The sequence below is a fragment of the Nocardia sp. bgisy134 genome, from assembly GCF_965341865.1.
Lineage (GTDB): Bacteria > Actinomycetota > Actinomycetes > Mycobacteriales > Mycobacteriaceae > Nocardia.
This window is the reverse complement of the sequence record NZ_CBDQZP010000009.1, coordinates 179,785-193,307: the sequence shown is the minus strand read 5'-3', so window position 1 is coordinate 193,307 and position 13,523 is coordinate 179,785. Positions and strand designations below refer to the sequence as shown.

Sequence of the window (13,523 nt, the reverse complement as noted above, 5' to 3'; positions counted from 1 at the left end):
CAGCGGCCCGCAGGCTGAGGCCATGGTCAACCACATCACCGCCGTGCACCACACCGGCATCCTCACCCGCGATCTCGACGGACTCGAAAGCGTCTACCGCGCCATGGGTTTCACCCTCAGCCCGCGCTCGCGGCACCTACTGAGCGCACGGCCCGGCGAGCCGCCGCAGCCGGGCTGCACCGCGAATCTGTGCGCCCTGTTCGGCGGGTCCTATATCGAACTGCTCGGCATCGTCGACGAGTCCGCGCCCGACCCGTGGCACACCAAGGCAATGGCCGATCGGTACGAGGGATTCCGCATTCTCAACCTCGACACCGAGGACGCGGCGCGCACGCACGACCGGCTGGCGGCGCTGGGGATGCGGACCTCCGGCGTGCTCGACCTCGAGCGCGACGTCGAGACCGCCGACGGACCGCGCACGGTCCGGGCGCGCGCCGTGCACCTGGATCCGCGCACCACGCCGGAGGGCTACATCGGTCTCGCGCAACACCTCACGCGCGACTTCGTGCACCAGCCGCGCTATCTGACGCATCCGAACGGCGCGCGCGGCATTGCCGCGGTGCTGATCGTGGCGGCCGCCGAGGAATACGACGGCATCGCGCGGCGATACGCCGACCTGCTCGGAGCCGAATGGGTGGCGGACGGACCGCTGTCCGTTCTCGAACAGAAGGACGTGCGCCTGGAACTGCTGCGCGCCGCCGATGTCGCCGCCGTGCTGCCCGGCGAACCCGATCCGGCCCCTTCGTATCTCGCCGCCATGACGATCCGCGTGGCCGACGTCTCCGCGGCGCGCGGGGTGGTCGAGCACGGCGGCATTCCCACGCGTGAGGTGCGAGGCGGATTCTTCGTCTCCGGCCGCGACGCCTACGGAGCGGGTCTGTTCTTCACCGCGGGATGAGCGCGGGCGCCGCGCGTTTGGCGTACCTGGTGACCGCCGCGGTGTCGAGACGCGTCACGCCGGGCAGCGCGCCCACCCGGTCGACGACGTAGTCGAACACCGCGTCGGCGTCGCGGCAGACCGCAACGGCGATGATGTTGTGCGGTCCGGTGATCGCGCCCGCGAACGCGATCTCGGGGTCCTCGATCAGCGCCGCGCCGACGGCGGTGAGATGCCGGGGCGCCACCGTCAGCCACAGCACGCACTGGAAGCCGTAACCGAACAGCGCGGCGTCCACCTCGACGTCGAAGCCGAGCACGCGGGCCCGCCGCAGCTCGTCCAGCCTGCGGCGTACCGCGGACTCCGACCAGCCGAGCGCACCGGCCAGACTCGGATAGGCGACTCGCCCGTCGGCGGCCAACCGGGGCAGCATGCGCCTATCCAGGTCGCCGAGGGCGACCGGCGCGCTCTGGGCCGGCTGTGCGGGGCGCAGCGCGGCCACCTGGTCGGCGTCGAGCGCGGAGGTGCGGCCGCGCCAGCGCTGACGTGTGAGATGGCGAACGAGTCGCTGCGCGTCGACGCCGAGGATGTCGGAATGCCTCGCCAGCGCGGACAATGGTGCGGATTCGGCGGCCGCCGTACGGAAGACGCAGACGATCTCGGCGCCGCTGGACAGCACCGTCACCCACGCGGTGTCCGGCCGGGCGGACAGCGCCAGCGCCAGATCATCCGCCCGGTGCGGCCGGACCCGGAGGCGAACCACCCATTCCGCGCCGCCCGTGCGTCCGCTGTCGGTCACGCCGGTGACCCGCACCGCGCCCGTCGCGGCCAGCCGCGCGAACCGCCGCGCCACGGTGCGGTCCGAGACGGACAGCACCTGCGCGATCCTGCTGAACGGCGCCCGCCCGTCGACCTGCAGGGCGTGCAGCAACCCGAGGTCGACCACGTCGAGCGTCGCAGATTCCACCAGTCAAGGATACGGCGGGCGTGGAACTCGCTGCGGCCACGGCGAATACGTGAACGCGAGCGTGGGGAACCGCACATCCGCCTCGATTGACGCGGCCGGAGACGCCGGTTACTAATGGACGGTGGCGCGTATCGCGCCACACAGCAGCCTGACGAGCGAAGCGGGGTGAGCGGCGGATGCCGGATACAACCATCGGAACGCCGACTCGGAGTCCGAGATGACCAGCGCGCTCAGCACGCCCACCGATCGTTTCGACACCGAAGTGCTCGGGCTGCATTGGATTCCGCTGACCGCATCCGACGAGGACACCGCCGCGGTGTTGCGCGAACGCCTCGGCATCGATTTCTCCCGCACCCACGACCGCATCTGGGAAACCGGCGATTTCGTCTACCTCCCGGTCACCGCGACCTATCTGCGCGGCGACGCCGCGCGGCGCGAGACGATCGTGTTCGCGCTCGGCGGCGATTTCGTGGTCACCGTGTATTCGGCGGAACCGTTCGACCCATTCGACCGCGCCGTCGCCGAGATGGGGCGCAGGCCCGCCCTCGCCGGTTCCCCGCACGGCGTGCTCTACGCCCTGCTGCGCTCGCTGAACGAGGCCGCCGAGGGGGTGCTCGGGCACGCGCGGGAGGAATCGGACGCGTTGGCTCGCGACATGGACGCCGCCGTCGACGGGAGCGACCGGACCGGCGAGATCGCCGATCTGCGTGCCGCCCTGGCCCGGATGGACGCCGTGGAAGGCGCCGTCACCCGGGTGCGGGACACCCAGCGCGACCTGGTCCGCGCCGGACGCCGCCTGCTCGCCGAGCACGGCGGCCGCACCGCGGATCTGGACGGCGCGATCGGCGACCTGCTCGCCGACATCGCCGACGTGCACGGGCGAGCGGACGCCGAACACGATCGCATCCGCTACTTGCAGCACGCGCTGCTGCTGCGCGTCGAGATACAGCACGCCAGAATCGTCAAGATCCTGGCCTTGTCGGCCGCGTTGGTCTCCCTCGGCATCCTCGCCCTGTGTTACCTGGTGGTCCTCGGCTGATCCGGCAGCCGTACCGCTACCGAAACCTGCGCTGAAAATCCCAGTCTCCCAGCCGAACTCGTCCTCGCGATCCGGCCGTTCCGCGCCGCGCCGCCGGGTAGTATTCGACAGACCCGCGGGTGGGAAGAACGGAGCGGGCCTTGTGTGGAATCAGTGGCCACGTCGCCAGATCGGGCTTTCCGTCGCGTATCGATCTCGTCGAGCGGATGACCGCAGCGTTGAGCCATCGCGGACCCGATGCCGCGGCGGTGTTCGCGGACCCATCGCTCGCCCTCGGGTGCACCAGGTTGGCCATCATCGACGTCTCCGGCTCATCGCAGCCGCTGCGCAGTGCCGACGGCGGATCGTGCGCCGGCGGTGAGCTGGTCCTCGTCGCGAACGCCGAGATCTACAACTTCGCCGAACTGCGTGAGGGGCTGCGACGGCGCGGCCACGTCTTCACCACCGACGGCGATTGCGAAGTGATCCTGCATCTGTACGAGGAGCACGGCGAACGCGCCGTCGATCACCTGCGTGGCATGTTCGCGTTCGCCCTGTGGGACCGGCGCAGGGGTCGGCTGACGCTGGCGCGCGATCGGATGGGGGAGAAACCGCTCTACTACACGGAACGACCGGACGGACTGCTGTTCGCCTCCGAAGCGAAAGCGCTGACGGCCGCGGGCGTCCCGGTCGAACTCGATCCGGACGGCGTGGCCGACTTCTTCCACCTCGAATACGTGCCCGAGCCGCGCAGCATCCTGCGCGATGTGCGCAAAGTTCCGGCCGGACACGTCGTGACGGTGGACATCCGGCCGTGGCGGGTACGGTCACGACCCTACTGGCGTCTCGAGGACGTGGAGCCGATCGACGGTTCGTGCGCCGAGCTCGTCGGCGAGATTCTCACCGGACTCGGTCCGCTGGTCACCAGAACCGATCGGCCGCTGGGCATTTCGCTCAGCGGCGGACTCGATTCGAGCGTCGTGGCGGCGCTCGCGGCCAAGTTCTGCGCCGCACCGGTGCGGGCCTTCTCGGTGGGCTACGCGGGCCGACCGGCCAACGACGAACGACACCATGCGCGGCAGCTGGCGACCTCGCTCGGCATGCCGTTCCACGAGATCGAGATCGACACCGCGCGCGCCACCGCGGATCTGCCCGTCGTCGTCGCGGCGCAGGACGATCCGGTCGCCGACTTCGCGGGTATCTGCTACCACGCGGTCATGCGCGCGGCGGCCGAGGCGGGCGTGCGGGTGATGCTGCAAGGTCAGGGCGCCGACGAGCTCTTCTGGGGCTACCCGTGGGTGCGGCGGGCCGTCGCGCTGAGCGAAGCGCGCGGGAAACTGGTGTTCTACCAGCTGGATCCGGACTTCCGAGAGGCCGACCGGGACGGGCCGGGCTATTTCGGCGAAGCGATGCGCGATGCGGCGCGGACCGAGTTCGAGCCCTCCGGCGCTCGCCCCGATATCGATCTGACCGGGTTGATCGCCGGAACCTATCTGCGCGAGAACGGCATCGCCCAGTGCGATCGGCTCGGCATGGCCAACTCCGTCGAACTGCGTGCGCCGTTCGTCGATCACCGCCTGGTCGAGGCCGTGGTCGGTACGCGCAAGACTCGGCCGGATCACCGTGACCCGCCGAAACAGCGGCTCAGGGAGGCGGCCTACGCGCTCCTTCCCGCGCGGATCGCCGACCGGCCCAAGCAGAGCTTCTCGCCGCCGTTGCGCGCGTGGCATGCCGCCTTCCTGCGGGCCTACGGCGACCTGCTGCCCGGCGGCGAGCTGGTGCGCCGCGGCATTCTCACCGAATTCGCCGCCCGGCGGCTTTCGGTCGCCGACTTCCCGGACGGGGCGGGCTCGCCCTTCTCGTTCAAAGCCCTGATGCTCGAAATGTGGTGTCGGCGCAATGTCGCTCGTGCGAGGAGATGATCGATGCAGGTGGCAGTGATCGGCATGGGGTATGTCGGCCTCACGGCGGCGCTCGGACTCGCGGCGTCGGGCCACGACGTCCTCGGCATCGATCACGACGAGCGCCGCGTCGCCCTGTTGCGCGAGCGGTGCTGCCCGTTCCACGAGCCGGACGTCGCGGAGGCGCTGCTCACCACCACGGTGACGTTCCAGCGGACGCTCGACGTTCCGGTCCGGGCGGTGATCATCGCGGTCTCCGCGCCGCTCGACGCGACCGGCGCCGTCGACCTGGGCAACGTGCAGTCCGTGCTCGCGGAGCTGCTCTCGGCCGGATCGCTTCCGGATCTCGTCGTAGTGAAAAGCACGATCCCGCCGGGTACCAGCGAAGAGTGGGCGGCGCGGTTCCCCGCGCTCCGGCGTGTCTACGCGCACAATCCGGAATTCTTGAATCAGGGCCGCGCCCTTGCGGATTGGCGAGCGCCGGACCGCATCGTCCTCGGGCTGTGGAACCGTGAGCTGCTGCCGCTGCTCGGTGCGCTGTACCACGATATGACCGCGCCGCGGCTGGTGGTCGGTCCGACCGAGGCCGAAGCGGTGAAGTACGCCAGCAACGCCTTCCTGGCCACCAAGATCAGCTTCGCGAACGAGATCGCGAACTTCTGCGGCGACCACGGCATCGACGTGGACGCCGTGCTCGACGGTGTGGCGCTGGATCCCCGTATGGGGCAGGGATTCTGGCGCCCCGGCATCGGATACGGCGACTCCTGCCTCGGCAAGGACGTCACCGCGTTGACCCGGTCCGCCCGTCGTCGTGGACGACCGATGAGAATGCTCGAATCGGTCGCCGAGCTGAATGACCGCCAGCTGCGATTCCCGGTCGAGATCGTCGCGCACGAAACGGCGCCGGGCGCACCGCCGGAGGTCGCCGTGCTGGGATTGCTCTACGAACCGGGCAGCGACGACATGCGAGCGGCGCCGAGCCGGACGGTGGTGCCCGAGCTCGCGGCGATCGCCGCCGACGTCCGGGTCTGGGATCCGGTACTGAGCCAAGAGGTTTTCGCCGACCTGTTCCCCGGTGTCCGGCGCACGGCGGGCATCAAGGAGGCCGTCCTCGATGCCTCCGTCGTCCTCGTGCTGACCGAGTTCCCGGACGTGCTCGCCCTCGACTGGACCGCGCTGGCGCAACTGGCGCGGCCGGATTGCCTTGTCGTGGACGCCAAGAACGCCCTCGCGCGGTCCGATGTCGAGGCGGCGGGGCTGCGCTATCGAGGGGTCGGACGGGCGGGCGGCGCCGGCGACCCCGGCGCCGCGGAACAGGACGTCGACGCGAAGTAGAAGGGATGTCGCCATGGGGATTGTGGTCCGGCCGCGTGCCGAAGGTGGCGGTTACGGCGGCTGGCGGCGCGCGGTGGACGACATCGTCGTCTCGGCCGACGGCGCGCAGTACAGCGTCGAGGAGACCGACGACGCGGTCTGCGTTCTCGACGGTTGGCTCTGCTCCGGCGGCGGCGCGGCGGAGCTGCTCGCGCTCTATCGCAAGCAGGGGATGTCGGCCGTAGCCGCGCAGGAGGGGCACTACGTCGCCGTCGTGCACGATCGTTCCCGCGGGCAGACGCACCTGGTGAGCGACCCCGGCGGATTCGGGCACGCGTGCTATCGCGACTCCGGCTCGGCGTTCGCGTTCGGGTCGCGGCCCTGCGACGTCGGGACCGGCACGGTGTCGCGCGAAGGTCTCGCCCTGTATCTGACGTTTCAATATGTCCCCGCGCCGTTTTCGATCTTCGACGGGGTGCGGCGGCTGCCTCCGGGCGCCGTGGTGACCCGGCGGGGCGGCGGCTGCCACGTGCGTCACCACGCCTCGCTCCCGCGGCCTGCGGAGCCGTCGGCGGGTGACGCGATCGCGCCCGAGCAGCTGGCGGCCGAGGTGCTCGACCTGCTCACCGATTCGCTCGCCCGCCGCATCGCGCCCGCGGAGCGCGTGGGCATGATGCTGAGCGGCGGCATCGACACCAGCACCAACGCCACCGTGCTCGCCACCCGGTTGGGGATCGGACCGACCGCGTTCACCGCGTCGTTCCGCGAGGCCGGGTACGACGAAACCGAATACGCCGCGATCGTCGCGGAACGGTTCGGATTCGACCACGTCGTGGTGCCGGTCGGGCCCGAGATCGTCGAGCGCCTGCCGAACATGGTGCGCGCCTTCGACAGTCCGAACGCCGACCAGGCGATCGTCGCCACGCAAGCGATCGCCGAGCGCGCCGCGCAGTTGGGATGCTCGCACATCGTCACGGGCGAAGGCGGCGACGAGGTGATGGGTTTCCCGATGTCGCCGCACGACGACATCCACCTCGTGCCTCTCCCCGCGGAATCGACGGACCTGGCGCGGTACTACCTGGGGCAGATCGGGCTGGGCAGTCCGGAGGATCGCGCGCTGATGTACGACGCGCTCGGCGGGGGCGAGGACCTCGCGCTCGGCGTTCTGGCCGGTCTGTACGAGGAGCATCGAGCGCACACCGCGCTGGACCGTTTGCTGTTCGGCCAGTGGAAGACCTGGTTGACCGAGGGCGTGTATCGCAAAGACCACCACACCTTCGGCGGCGCCGGGATGACCAGCGTCTTGCCGTTCGCCGATCCGCGCGTGCTGTCGTTCGTCGCGGGGATGCCCGCCGATCAGCGCTACCGGGCCTTGGACGGCAAGGCCATGCTGCGGGCGGGTATCGCGGCGCACCTGCCCGATCGCATACTGAAGCGCAGGAAGCACAAGTTCTGGATCCCGTTCGCCGAGTGGTTCCGCGGCCCACTGCGCGCCCACCTGCACGACGCGCTGCCGCACGGCACGGTGGCCACGGAGCTGTTGGGCGAGAAACGAGTTCGGGCACTGATCGACTCGCACGACCGCGGGCTCGACGACAAGAGCGGAATCCTGTGGGCGCTGTGGTTCCTCGACGCGTGGCTGAGCGCGTTGCCGCCGCGGAGCTCGGACGGGACCGTGCCCGGCGGTACGACGGAGCCCGCCGCACGATAGTGGATTACGCTGCGGTGCGGACGACTTCGGCGCGAGTCCGCGAATCCCGGGACACCGCAAGCCGAAACTGGCACTATCCGAATGGCGGCCCTCTTCGCTGCCGAGCCCGTCACGAGTACCGCTCGCAGAGTGATCGGATGGCCTTTGACCATTTCTCGAAGACAGGATTCGACGCTCGATGGTTACCTGGCTACTCAGTATCGTGTCGGGACTGATCGTCGCGACCACCACGTTCGGGGTGACGCGGTTCTACGACGCGACGCGGGTCCGGCGTAAATTCGGACACCTGAATGTCCTGGCCGAAGGCCAGGACATTCAGATAGTGATCCCCGATTTCCATGCCGGCTGGCTCTCGATCTACGGCACCGATCAGAAGGCGGAGATGCCGCCGAATGTCCGGGTGATGCCGATGGCGGAGGGCGGCGCGATCGCCGAGGCCGTGCTGGCCTGGCGCGGGCTCGGGAATCGGAATCGGATCAGTATCAGCACCCAGGACGCCTACCAGGACACTCACGGTCTGACGATTCTCATCGGCGGCCCGAGCGTCAACAGGTTGACCGGGAATCTTCTCAAGCGGTGCTTTCCGAAGTTCCAGATTCGCTATCCCGAGCACGTGGCGTCCTACGGTTCGATGAGTTACGACGTGACCGCGGACGAGAACGGCTCGCTGCTCGAGGACTACGGATTCATCGCGGTCAGCCGCACGCCGTCCGGGAAACGGTGCGTCGCGCTGTTCGGCGTCTGGGCCTTCGGCACGCTGATCGCCACCATCGCACTGCTCGAGCGGGTGGCCAGGGGCACCGATGTCTGGAATCTCATCCGCGACAAAAAGGATTTTCTCGTGGCCGTGCATTGTGAATTGGACGGGCTCGAATACAGCAACATTCGAATAATCGGATACGAAGAGATGTAGCGGCGGTTCGAGTGCCGCCGCTACATTTTTCCGCAGAGAATTATCGGAAGACGAGAATTTCTTTCGCGCCCGCCCGCGCGTGCGGGAGAAACGCTTCCCGGAAACGATCGAAGGGAATGCGCGTCGTCGTCGAGCCGATGACGCCGGGCCAGGTGGCATCGACCTCGCGCAAGAGATCGATCGCGTCCTCGAAATGCACCCGCGAGGAGTTGACGACGCCGAACAGCACCTGATTGCGCTTGACCATGGTGCCGAGCAGCGCACCGCCGTCCACCTCGGCGTGCTGCCCGCTCGGCAGGCCGACTACGCAGCAGGACGCGTTCTCCGCGCCGTGTGTCGCCAGCAACCGCGGCAGGAACGCCACGCCCGCCGCGTCGATGATGCTGCGGTGGGCCGCGATCGTCTGCTCGGTCACCATGTCGCCGGGAACCAGTTGGTGGGATTGGTATTCCGCGCCGAAAGAGGTCGCCGCCTGGGCCGCGAGCGAACCCGGCGGCGCGGGATCCACCACGGTCACCTTGTGTCCCGCGAATCGCAGGAAGGCGGTGGTGAGCAGGCCGATGATGCCGCAGCCGATCACCAGCGTATGGCCGGACGGATCCGACATGCCCAGCCGCTGGTCCATCGTTCGCAGCGTGTCCAGCGCCTTGACCACGATGGATGCGGGCTCGATCAGCACGCCGAGGTGGATCAGCTCCTCCGGAACGGGGACGAGTTTGTCGGCAGGCGCGCGCCAGTACTCGGCCATGAAGCCGTCGAGTTCGCGAATGCCGCGCTCTTTCCACGATCCGTTGCTGCACAGGTCGGGTCGGCCCCGGCGGCATTGGCTACACGGCACCGGATCGGGATCGCGGACCACGCAGGTGACCAACTGACCGGTTTCGATTCCGGGCGTCGAACTGTGCACCACCCGCCCGAGGACCTCGTGGCCGAGCACCATTTCGTCCGCCGACGCGGGTAGCTGTCCCTCTGTCCCCGCGACGATTTGGATGTCGGTCCCGCAGACGCCCACCTCCAGGGTGCGAATCAAGGGGCCGCGCGGATCGATGGCATCCATCGTTCTGATCACCTCGCGCGGCGCGCCCGTGGAATCGGGCGGTACGACGAGGCAACGCGCGCGTATTATCCGATCCTCGGATGTTCCGGCATAATCCACTTCGCACTCCTTGTTCGGAATCGTCGGTGAAGCAGATGATCGATGTGTGCGGGATTCGGCTTGATGGGCGCATTCCGCCACACGGGGAGTTTAACGGACCCGATCGTCGGCGGATCGATGATCGTGATTCGCCACTGCTTCATGGTGGCGGTACCCGGCGGTCTTCGACATGAACGCCGTAACATCCTGAATTCACCTCGGTTTCGCGGACGAAAACTGACTCGAGGCCACCTTCGCGGCCATTTCGCCGTTTGTTCGATCGGGATCGGTGGTGCCGGTGAACAGGCGATCGTGCTGGAAATTGTCCGCCGAACGACCTCGGTCGCCGAATGCGGCGTGGATCGCCCGCGGCGGCGGCGCCGGGCGGCTTGACATGTTCAGCGGTCTTGACGCGGCGCATCGATGACAAGGGCGTCATGTGACGTTCCGCGACGAGGAATTCGATTGGACAACTGAACTTTCGCCCGCCGCGCCCGGCGGTTTTCGCTCGGTGCAAAAGACGGTGCGCGGCGCTGCGGGCGGGGGCATCCTGGGAGGTGCCTGGTTTCGATGGCGAGAGGGTGGTCGGTGTGGACGATGCGATGGACGCGTACTCGCGAACGGTGATCGCGGTGGCCCAATCGGTCACGCCACACGTGGCGAGCCTGCGAACCCGGCGGGGGAGCGGTTCTGCCGTGGTGTTCACCGACGACGGATTCCTGCTCACCAACGCCCACGTCATCGGCGCGGCCACGCGCGGCGAGGTGGTGTTCGCCGACGGCGTCGAATCCCGCTTCGAGGTGGTCGGCATCGACCCGCTCTCGGACCTGGCCGTGCTGCGCGTGCGGGGCGGTGGCGGGCCCGGCGCGGCGGTGCTCGGCGACGCCGACAAGCTCGTGGTCGGTCAGTTGGTCGTCGCGGTGGGCAGTCCGCTGGGTCTGGCGGGTTCGGTCACCGCGGGCGTGGTCAGCGCGCTCGGGCGGGCGGTGCCGGTCGCCTCGCGCCGCGCCGGACGGGTCATCGAGGACGTCATCCAGACCGACGCCGCGCTGAATCCCGGCAATTCCGGTGGAGCGCTGTCGGATTCGGCGGGCCGGGTGGTCGGCATCAACACCGCCGTCGCGGGAATCGGCCTGGGACTTGCCATTCCGATCAACGCCACGACCCGACGCATCATCGCCACCCTGCATTCCGAGGGCCGTGTCCGCCGCGCCTACCTCGGACTGGTCGGTGTCCCGGCCCCGTTGCCGTCCGACGTGGCCGAGCGGACCGGACAACAGGCAGGGGTGCGCATCGTCGAGGTGGTGCGCGGCGCGCCCGCCGACACCGCCGGGCTGTACCGCGGCGACCTGGTGCTCAGTGTCGGGCGGTCGGAAGTCCGCGACGCCCAGGGCATCCAGCGTCAGCTCTTCGCCGACGCCATCGGCCGACCCACCCCGGTCACCGTGCTGCGCAACGGCGCGATGGTCGACGTGATCGCCGTACCGAGCGAACTGACCGTCGACTAGCTACTCGATAGCAACGGCGGTTTGTCTGCGATGCGGCCTGGCGAATCCGGGCTGCCGACGGCCAACCGCTGGTACGCGACATCGACGCACCTTGCCGAAACCGTCCTCTCGGGGACTGTTCGAATCTGCATGGAAAATGCCATCTTGTTCAGTTCGGGGCGGCCTTCTGGCAGGCGATCCTCGGATTGGCCGGTGTATCGGTGAACGTCATGGTGTGACGTGAGGCCTCGGCGATACGAGGGAAACCCACGGTGTCGAGTACGCGGCGTTGCTACCATGTGGCAATCATCGAGTGTTGGGGTCCTGCGGTATGGAAAGGCGGATTTCGATGGTTCCCAATTGGTGTCGATGGGCCGGGACCGCGGCGATGGTGGTCGCGGCGACAGCGGCGTGTACGGCGGACGACGGGGAGAAGCCTGCGTCGGCGGCGACGACCACCGCGACCGCGGGCCAGGCGCCGGACACCGGGAAATTCGTGCCCAAGTACGACCGTGCGATGCTTTCGGAGCTGGCGAAGGACGGTAAGAGCGTCGCTCAGGACAACCACGTCATCGAAGACCTGGCCGAGGCGTTGGGTGCGATGTACCGGCTGCCGAAGGATGTTCCGGTCGTCGGCATGGAATGCGGCGGGTTCAACGCCTATTGGGACCCCGAGAAGCAATCGATCGTCCTCTGCTACGAGATGTTCGGGGAGGCCGAGAAGTATGCGAGGGCGCAGTCCGAGGGACGCCCTGACTATTTCAACCTGTACTTCGACGGCGTGACACGCATGATCACCTTCCACGAGTCCGGACACATGGCGATCGATGTGTATTCACTGCCCACGACGGGACGCGAAGAGGACTCCGCGGACCAGCTCGCCGCCCTGCTCGAGTTGACCACCCCCGGCCCCACCGGGGTCGGCAGCGTGGCCGCGGCGGCCGACTTCTGGTTCGACATCTCCGACGATCCGGGCACCTTCGACGCGCACTCCTTCGCCGACGAACACTCCCTCTCCCAGGTACGTGCCTACAACCTGCTGTGCTGGGACTACGGCGCACTACCCGACGTGCTCGGTGTTCTCGTGACTATGCCGGGTGAGCCGGATCAGAAGGGGCGCCTGCCGTTGGAGCGTGCCATCAGCTGCGTCGACGAGTACAAGAAGATGCGCGGTTCGTGGGAGACCCTGCTGAAGCCCTATATCAAGGTGAACCTCGGCGTTTCCGACGCCACCGGCGCCACGACCACGGGTGCGGCACCTGCCACGACAACGACCCGGTAGAGCTGGCCGGTCTTCCCTCTTGATTCGGGGTTGCCCTGTGCGCGCGCCGCGTCGCCGGAATGCGATCGAGTGCAGTGGCCGAACCGGACGCGAGCCGTGTGATCCGGTCAGTCGCGGACGGCCAGCGGTTCGGCGAGCAGATCCTCGGACGGTAGGGCTTCGGACGGTAGCGCTTCGGGCTGCCAGCGGGCGTCGACCACCAGCCCGAGCAGTCCGATGGCAAGGCACACGCCCGAGACCATCACCATGGCGGGATGGGAGCCGCCGGTCAGGGCGTCGGCCAGGATGACGGTGGCGATGGTGCCGGGGGCCGAGCCGACGAAGGTGGCGGCGAGGTACGGCCAGAAGCGGATCGAGGAGAGTCCGCAGCAGTAGTTGACCACCGAGAACGGCGCGAAGGAGATGAGCCGCAGCGAACCGACGGCCAGCCAGCCGCGCCGCTCCAGCCGTTCGTCGATGGCCCGTACGGCGGGATGCGTGAGCCGGGACGCCACTTTGGTGCGGTCCAGCGCGCGCACCGAGAGGAGCGCCAGACCGGCGGCGACCACCGTGGCCGAGAGCGCGACCGCGGTGCCGGGCAATGCTCCGAAAAGCACACCGCAGCTGACGGTCAGTACCGTGCGCGGCAGCGGCGCCACTGCCAGAATCGAATAGACCCCGAAGAACACCAGCGGGAACCACGGACCGACCGAGCCTGCCCACTGCTGGATCTGCGTCGGACCGGGTAGCGGGACCAGCAGCACCGCGACGAACAGCGCACCCACACCGGCGAGCGAGGCGAGGATACGCGGGTTACGGAACAGCCTGGTCACCCGCGACAGGTTACCGGTTGGTAGTGGCGGCCAGGGTCAACCGATGCTGCCGCTGCCGCTAGCATCGAGGGAAACGGGACGAATGCTCGTTAACCGAAGTGCTCGC

The 13,523-nt window shown here is 68.6% G+C and carries 12 protein-coding genes; 9 read left to right on the top strand and 3 right to left on the bottom strand.

The window, feature by feature from the left end; all coding sequences use genetic code 11:
• The first annotated feature begins 22 nt into the window (after positions 1-22).
• A complete protein-coding gene (locus ACRWNM_RS17965) occupies positions 23-898 on the top strand; it encodes a VOC family protein (protein ID WP_431968888.1) in 876 nt (291 codons plus the stop codon).
• Here the strand turns inward: ACRWNM_RS17965 and ACRWNM_RS17960 are convergent.
• On the bottom strand, positions 885-1,844 hold the full coding sequence (locus ACRWNM_RS17960; protein WP_431968886.1) for an Lrp/AsnC family transcriptional regulator: 960 nt from the start codon (positions 1,842-1,844) through the stop codon (positions 885-887). The two genes, ACRWNM_RS17965 and ACRWNM_RS17960, sit on opposite strands and share 14 nt — an antisense overlap.
• A gap of 217 nt (positions 1,845-2,061) precedes the next feature.
• Here ACRWNM_RS17960 and ACRWNM_RS17955 point away from each other — a divergent pair, with 217 nt between their 5' ends.
• From ACRWNM_RS17955 to ACRWNM_RS17935, 5 genes are all read left to right on the top strand, one after another.
• Entirely contained in the window at positions 2,062-2,883 is an 822-nt protein-coding gene (locus tag ACRWNM_RS17955) for a CorA family divalent cation transporter (RefSeq protein ID WP_431968884.1), read from the top strand.
• Between the two features lie 119 nt (positions 2,884-3,002).
• Positions 3,003-4,784, top strand: coding sequence for an asparagine synthase (glutamine-hydrolyzing) (gene asnB, locus ACRWNM_RS17950; RefSeq protein WP_431968882.1), 1,782 nt, complete (start codon positions 3,003-3,005; stop codon positions 4,782-4,784).
• A gap of 3 nt (positions 4,785-4,787) precedes the next feature.
• Positions 4,788-6,098: a nucleotide sugar dehydrogenase gene (locus ACRWNM_RS17945; protein WP_431968880.1), complete on the top strand. Its 1,311-nt coding sequence runs from the start codon at positions 4,788-4,790 to the stop codon at positions 6,096-6,098.
• Between the two features lie 13 nt (positions 6,099-6,111).
• Positions 6,112-7,788 carry an asparagine synthetase B family protein gene (locus ACRWNM_RS17940; RefSeq protein ID WP_431968878.1) on the top strand — a complete coding sequence of 559 codons (1,677 nt, stop codon included), beginning with the start codon at positions 6,112-6,114 and terminating at the stop codon, positions 7,786-7,788.
• Between the two features lie 202 nt (positions 7,789-7,990).
• A complete protein-coding gene (locus tag ACRWNM_RS17935; RefSeq protein ID WP_431968876.1) occupies positions 7,991-8,701 on the top strand; it encodes a hypothetical protein in 711 nt (236 codons plus the stop codon).
• Between the two features lie 40 nt (positions 8,702-8,741).
• Here ACRWNM_RS17935 and ACRWNM_RS17930 read toward each other — a convergent pair whose 3' ends face one another.
• A complete protein-coding gene (locus ACRWNM_RS17930; RefSeq protein WP_431968874.1) occupies positions 8,742-9,857 on the bottom strand; it encodes an alcohol dehydrogenase catalytic domain-containing protein in 1,116 nt (371 codons plus the stop codon).
• 63 nt (positions 9,858-9,920) lie between these two features.
• On the opposite strand from ACRWNM_RS17930, the gene ACRWNM_RS17925 reads away from it, so the two are divergent.
• The 3 genes from ACRWNM_RS17925 (at position 9,921) to ACRWNM_RS17915 (ending at position 12,605) form a co-directional block, all read left to right on the top strand.
• Positions 9,921-10,229, top strand: coding sequence for a hypothetical protein (locus ACRWNM_RS17925; RefSeq protein ID WP_431968872.1), 309 nt, complete (start codon positions 9,921-9,923; stop codon positions 10,227-10,229).
• 209 nt (positions 10,230-10,438) lie between these two features.
• Entirely contained in the window at positions 10,439-11,344 is a 906-nt protein-coding gene (locus tag ACRWNM_RS17920; RefSeq protein ID WP_431969106.1) for a S1C family serine protease, read from the top strand.
• Positions 11,345-11,672: 328 nt separating this feature from the next.
• Positions 11,673-12,605: a DUF4344 domain-containing metallopeptidase gene (locus tag ACRWNM_RS17915; RefSeq protein ID WP_431968870.1), complete on the top strand. Its 933-nt coding sequence runs from the start codon at positions 11,673-11,675 to the stop codon at positions 12,603-12,605.
• Positions 12,606-12,712: 107 nt separating this feature from the next.
• On the opposite strand, the gene ACRWNM_RS17910 is transcribed toward ACRWNM_RS17915, so the two are convergent.
• Entirely contained in the window at positions 12,713-13,417 is a 705-nt protein-coding gene (locus ACRWNM_RS17910; protein ID WP_431968868.1) for a TVP38/TMEM64 family protein, read from the bottom strand.
• Positions 13,418-13,523 lie beyond the last annotated feature (106 nt).

Coding starts and splice junctions, on each gene's coding strand:
- ACRWNM_RS17965 (WP_431968888.1), top strand. CDS start 23: ATGGTCAACCACATCACCGCCGTGCACCACACCGGCATCCTCACCCGC.
- ACRWNM_RS17955 (WP_431968884.1), top strand. CDS start 2,062: ATGACCAGCGCGCTCAGCACGCCCACCGATCGTTTCGACACCGAAGTG.
- ACRWNM_RS17945 (WP_431968880.1), top strand. CDS start 4,788: ATGCAGGTGGCAGTGATCGGCATGGGGTATGTCGGCCTCACGGCGGCG.
- ACRWNM_RS17940 (WP_431968878.1), top strand. CDS start 6,112: ATGGGGATTGTGGTCCGGCCGCGTGCCGAAGGTGGCGGTTACGGCGGC.
- ACRWNM_RS17925 (WP_431968872.1), top strand. CDS start 9,921: ATGGGCGCATTCCGCCACACGGGGAGTTTAACGGACCCGATCGTCGGC.
- ACRWNM_RS17920 (WP_431969106.1), top strand. CDS start 10,439: ATGGACGCGTACTCGCGAACGGTGATCGCGGTGGCCCAATCGGTCACG.
- ACRWNM_RS17915 (WP_431968870.1), top strand. CDS start 11,673: ATGGTTCCCAATTGGTGTCGATGGGCCGGGACCGCGGCGATGGTGGTC.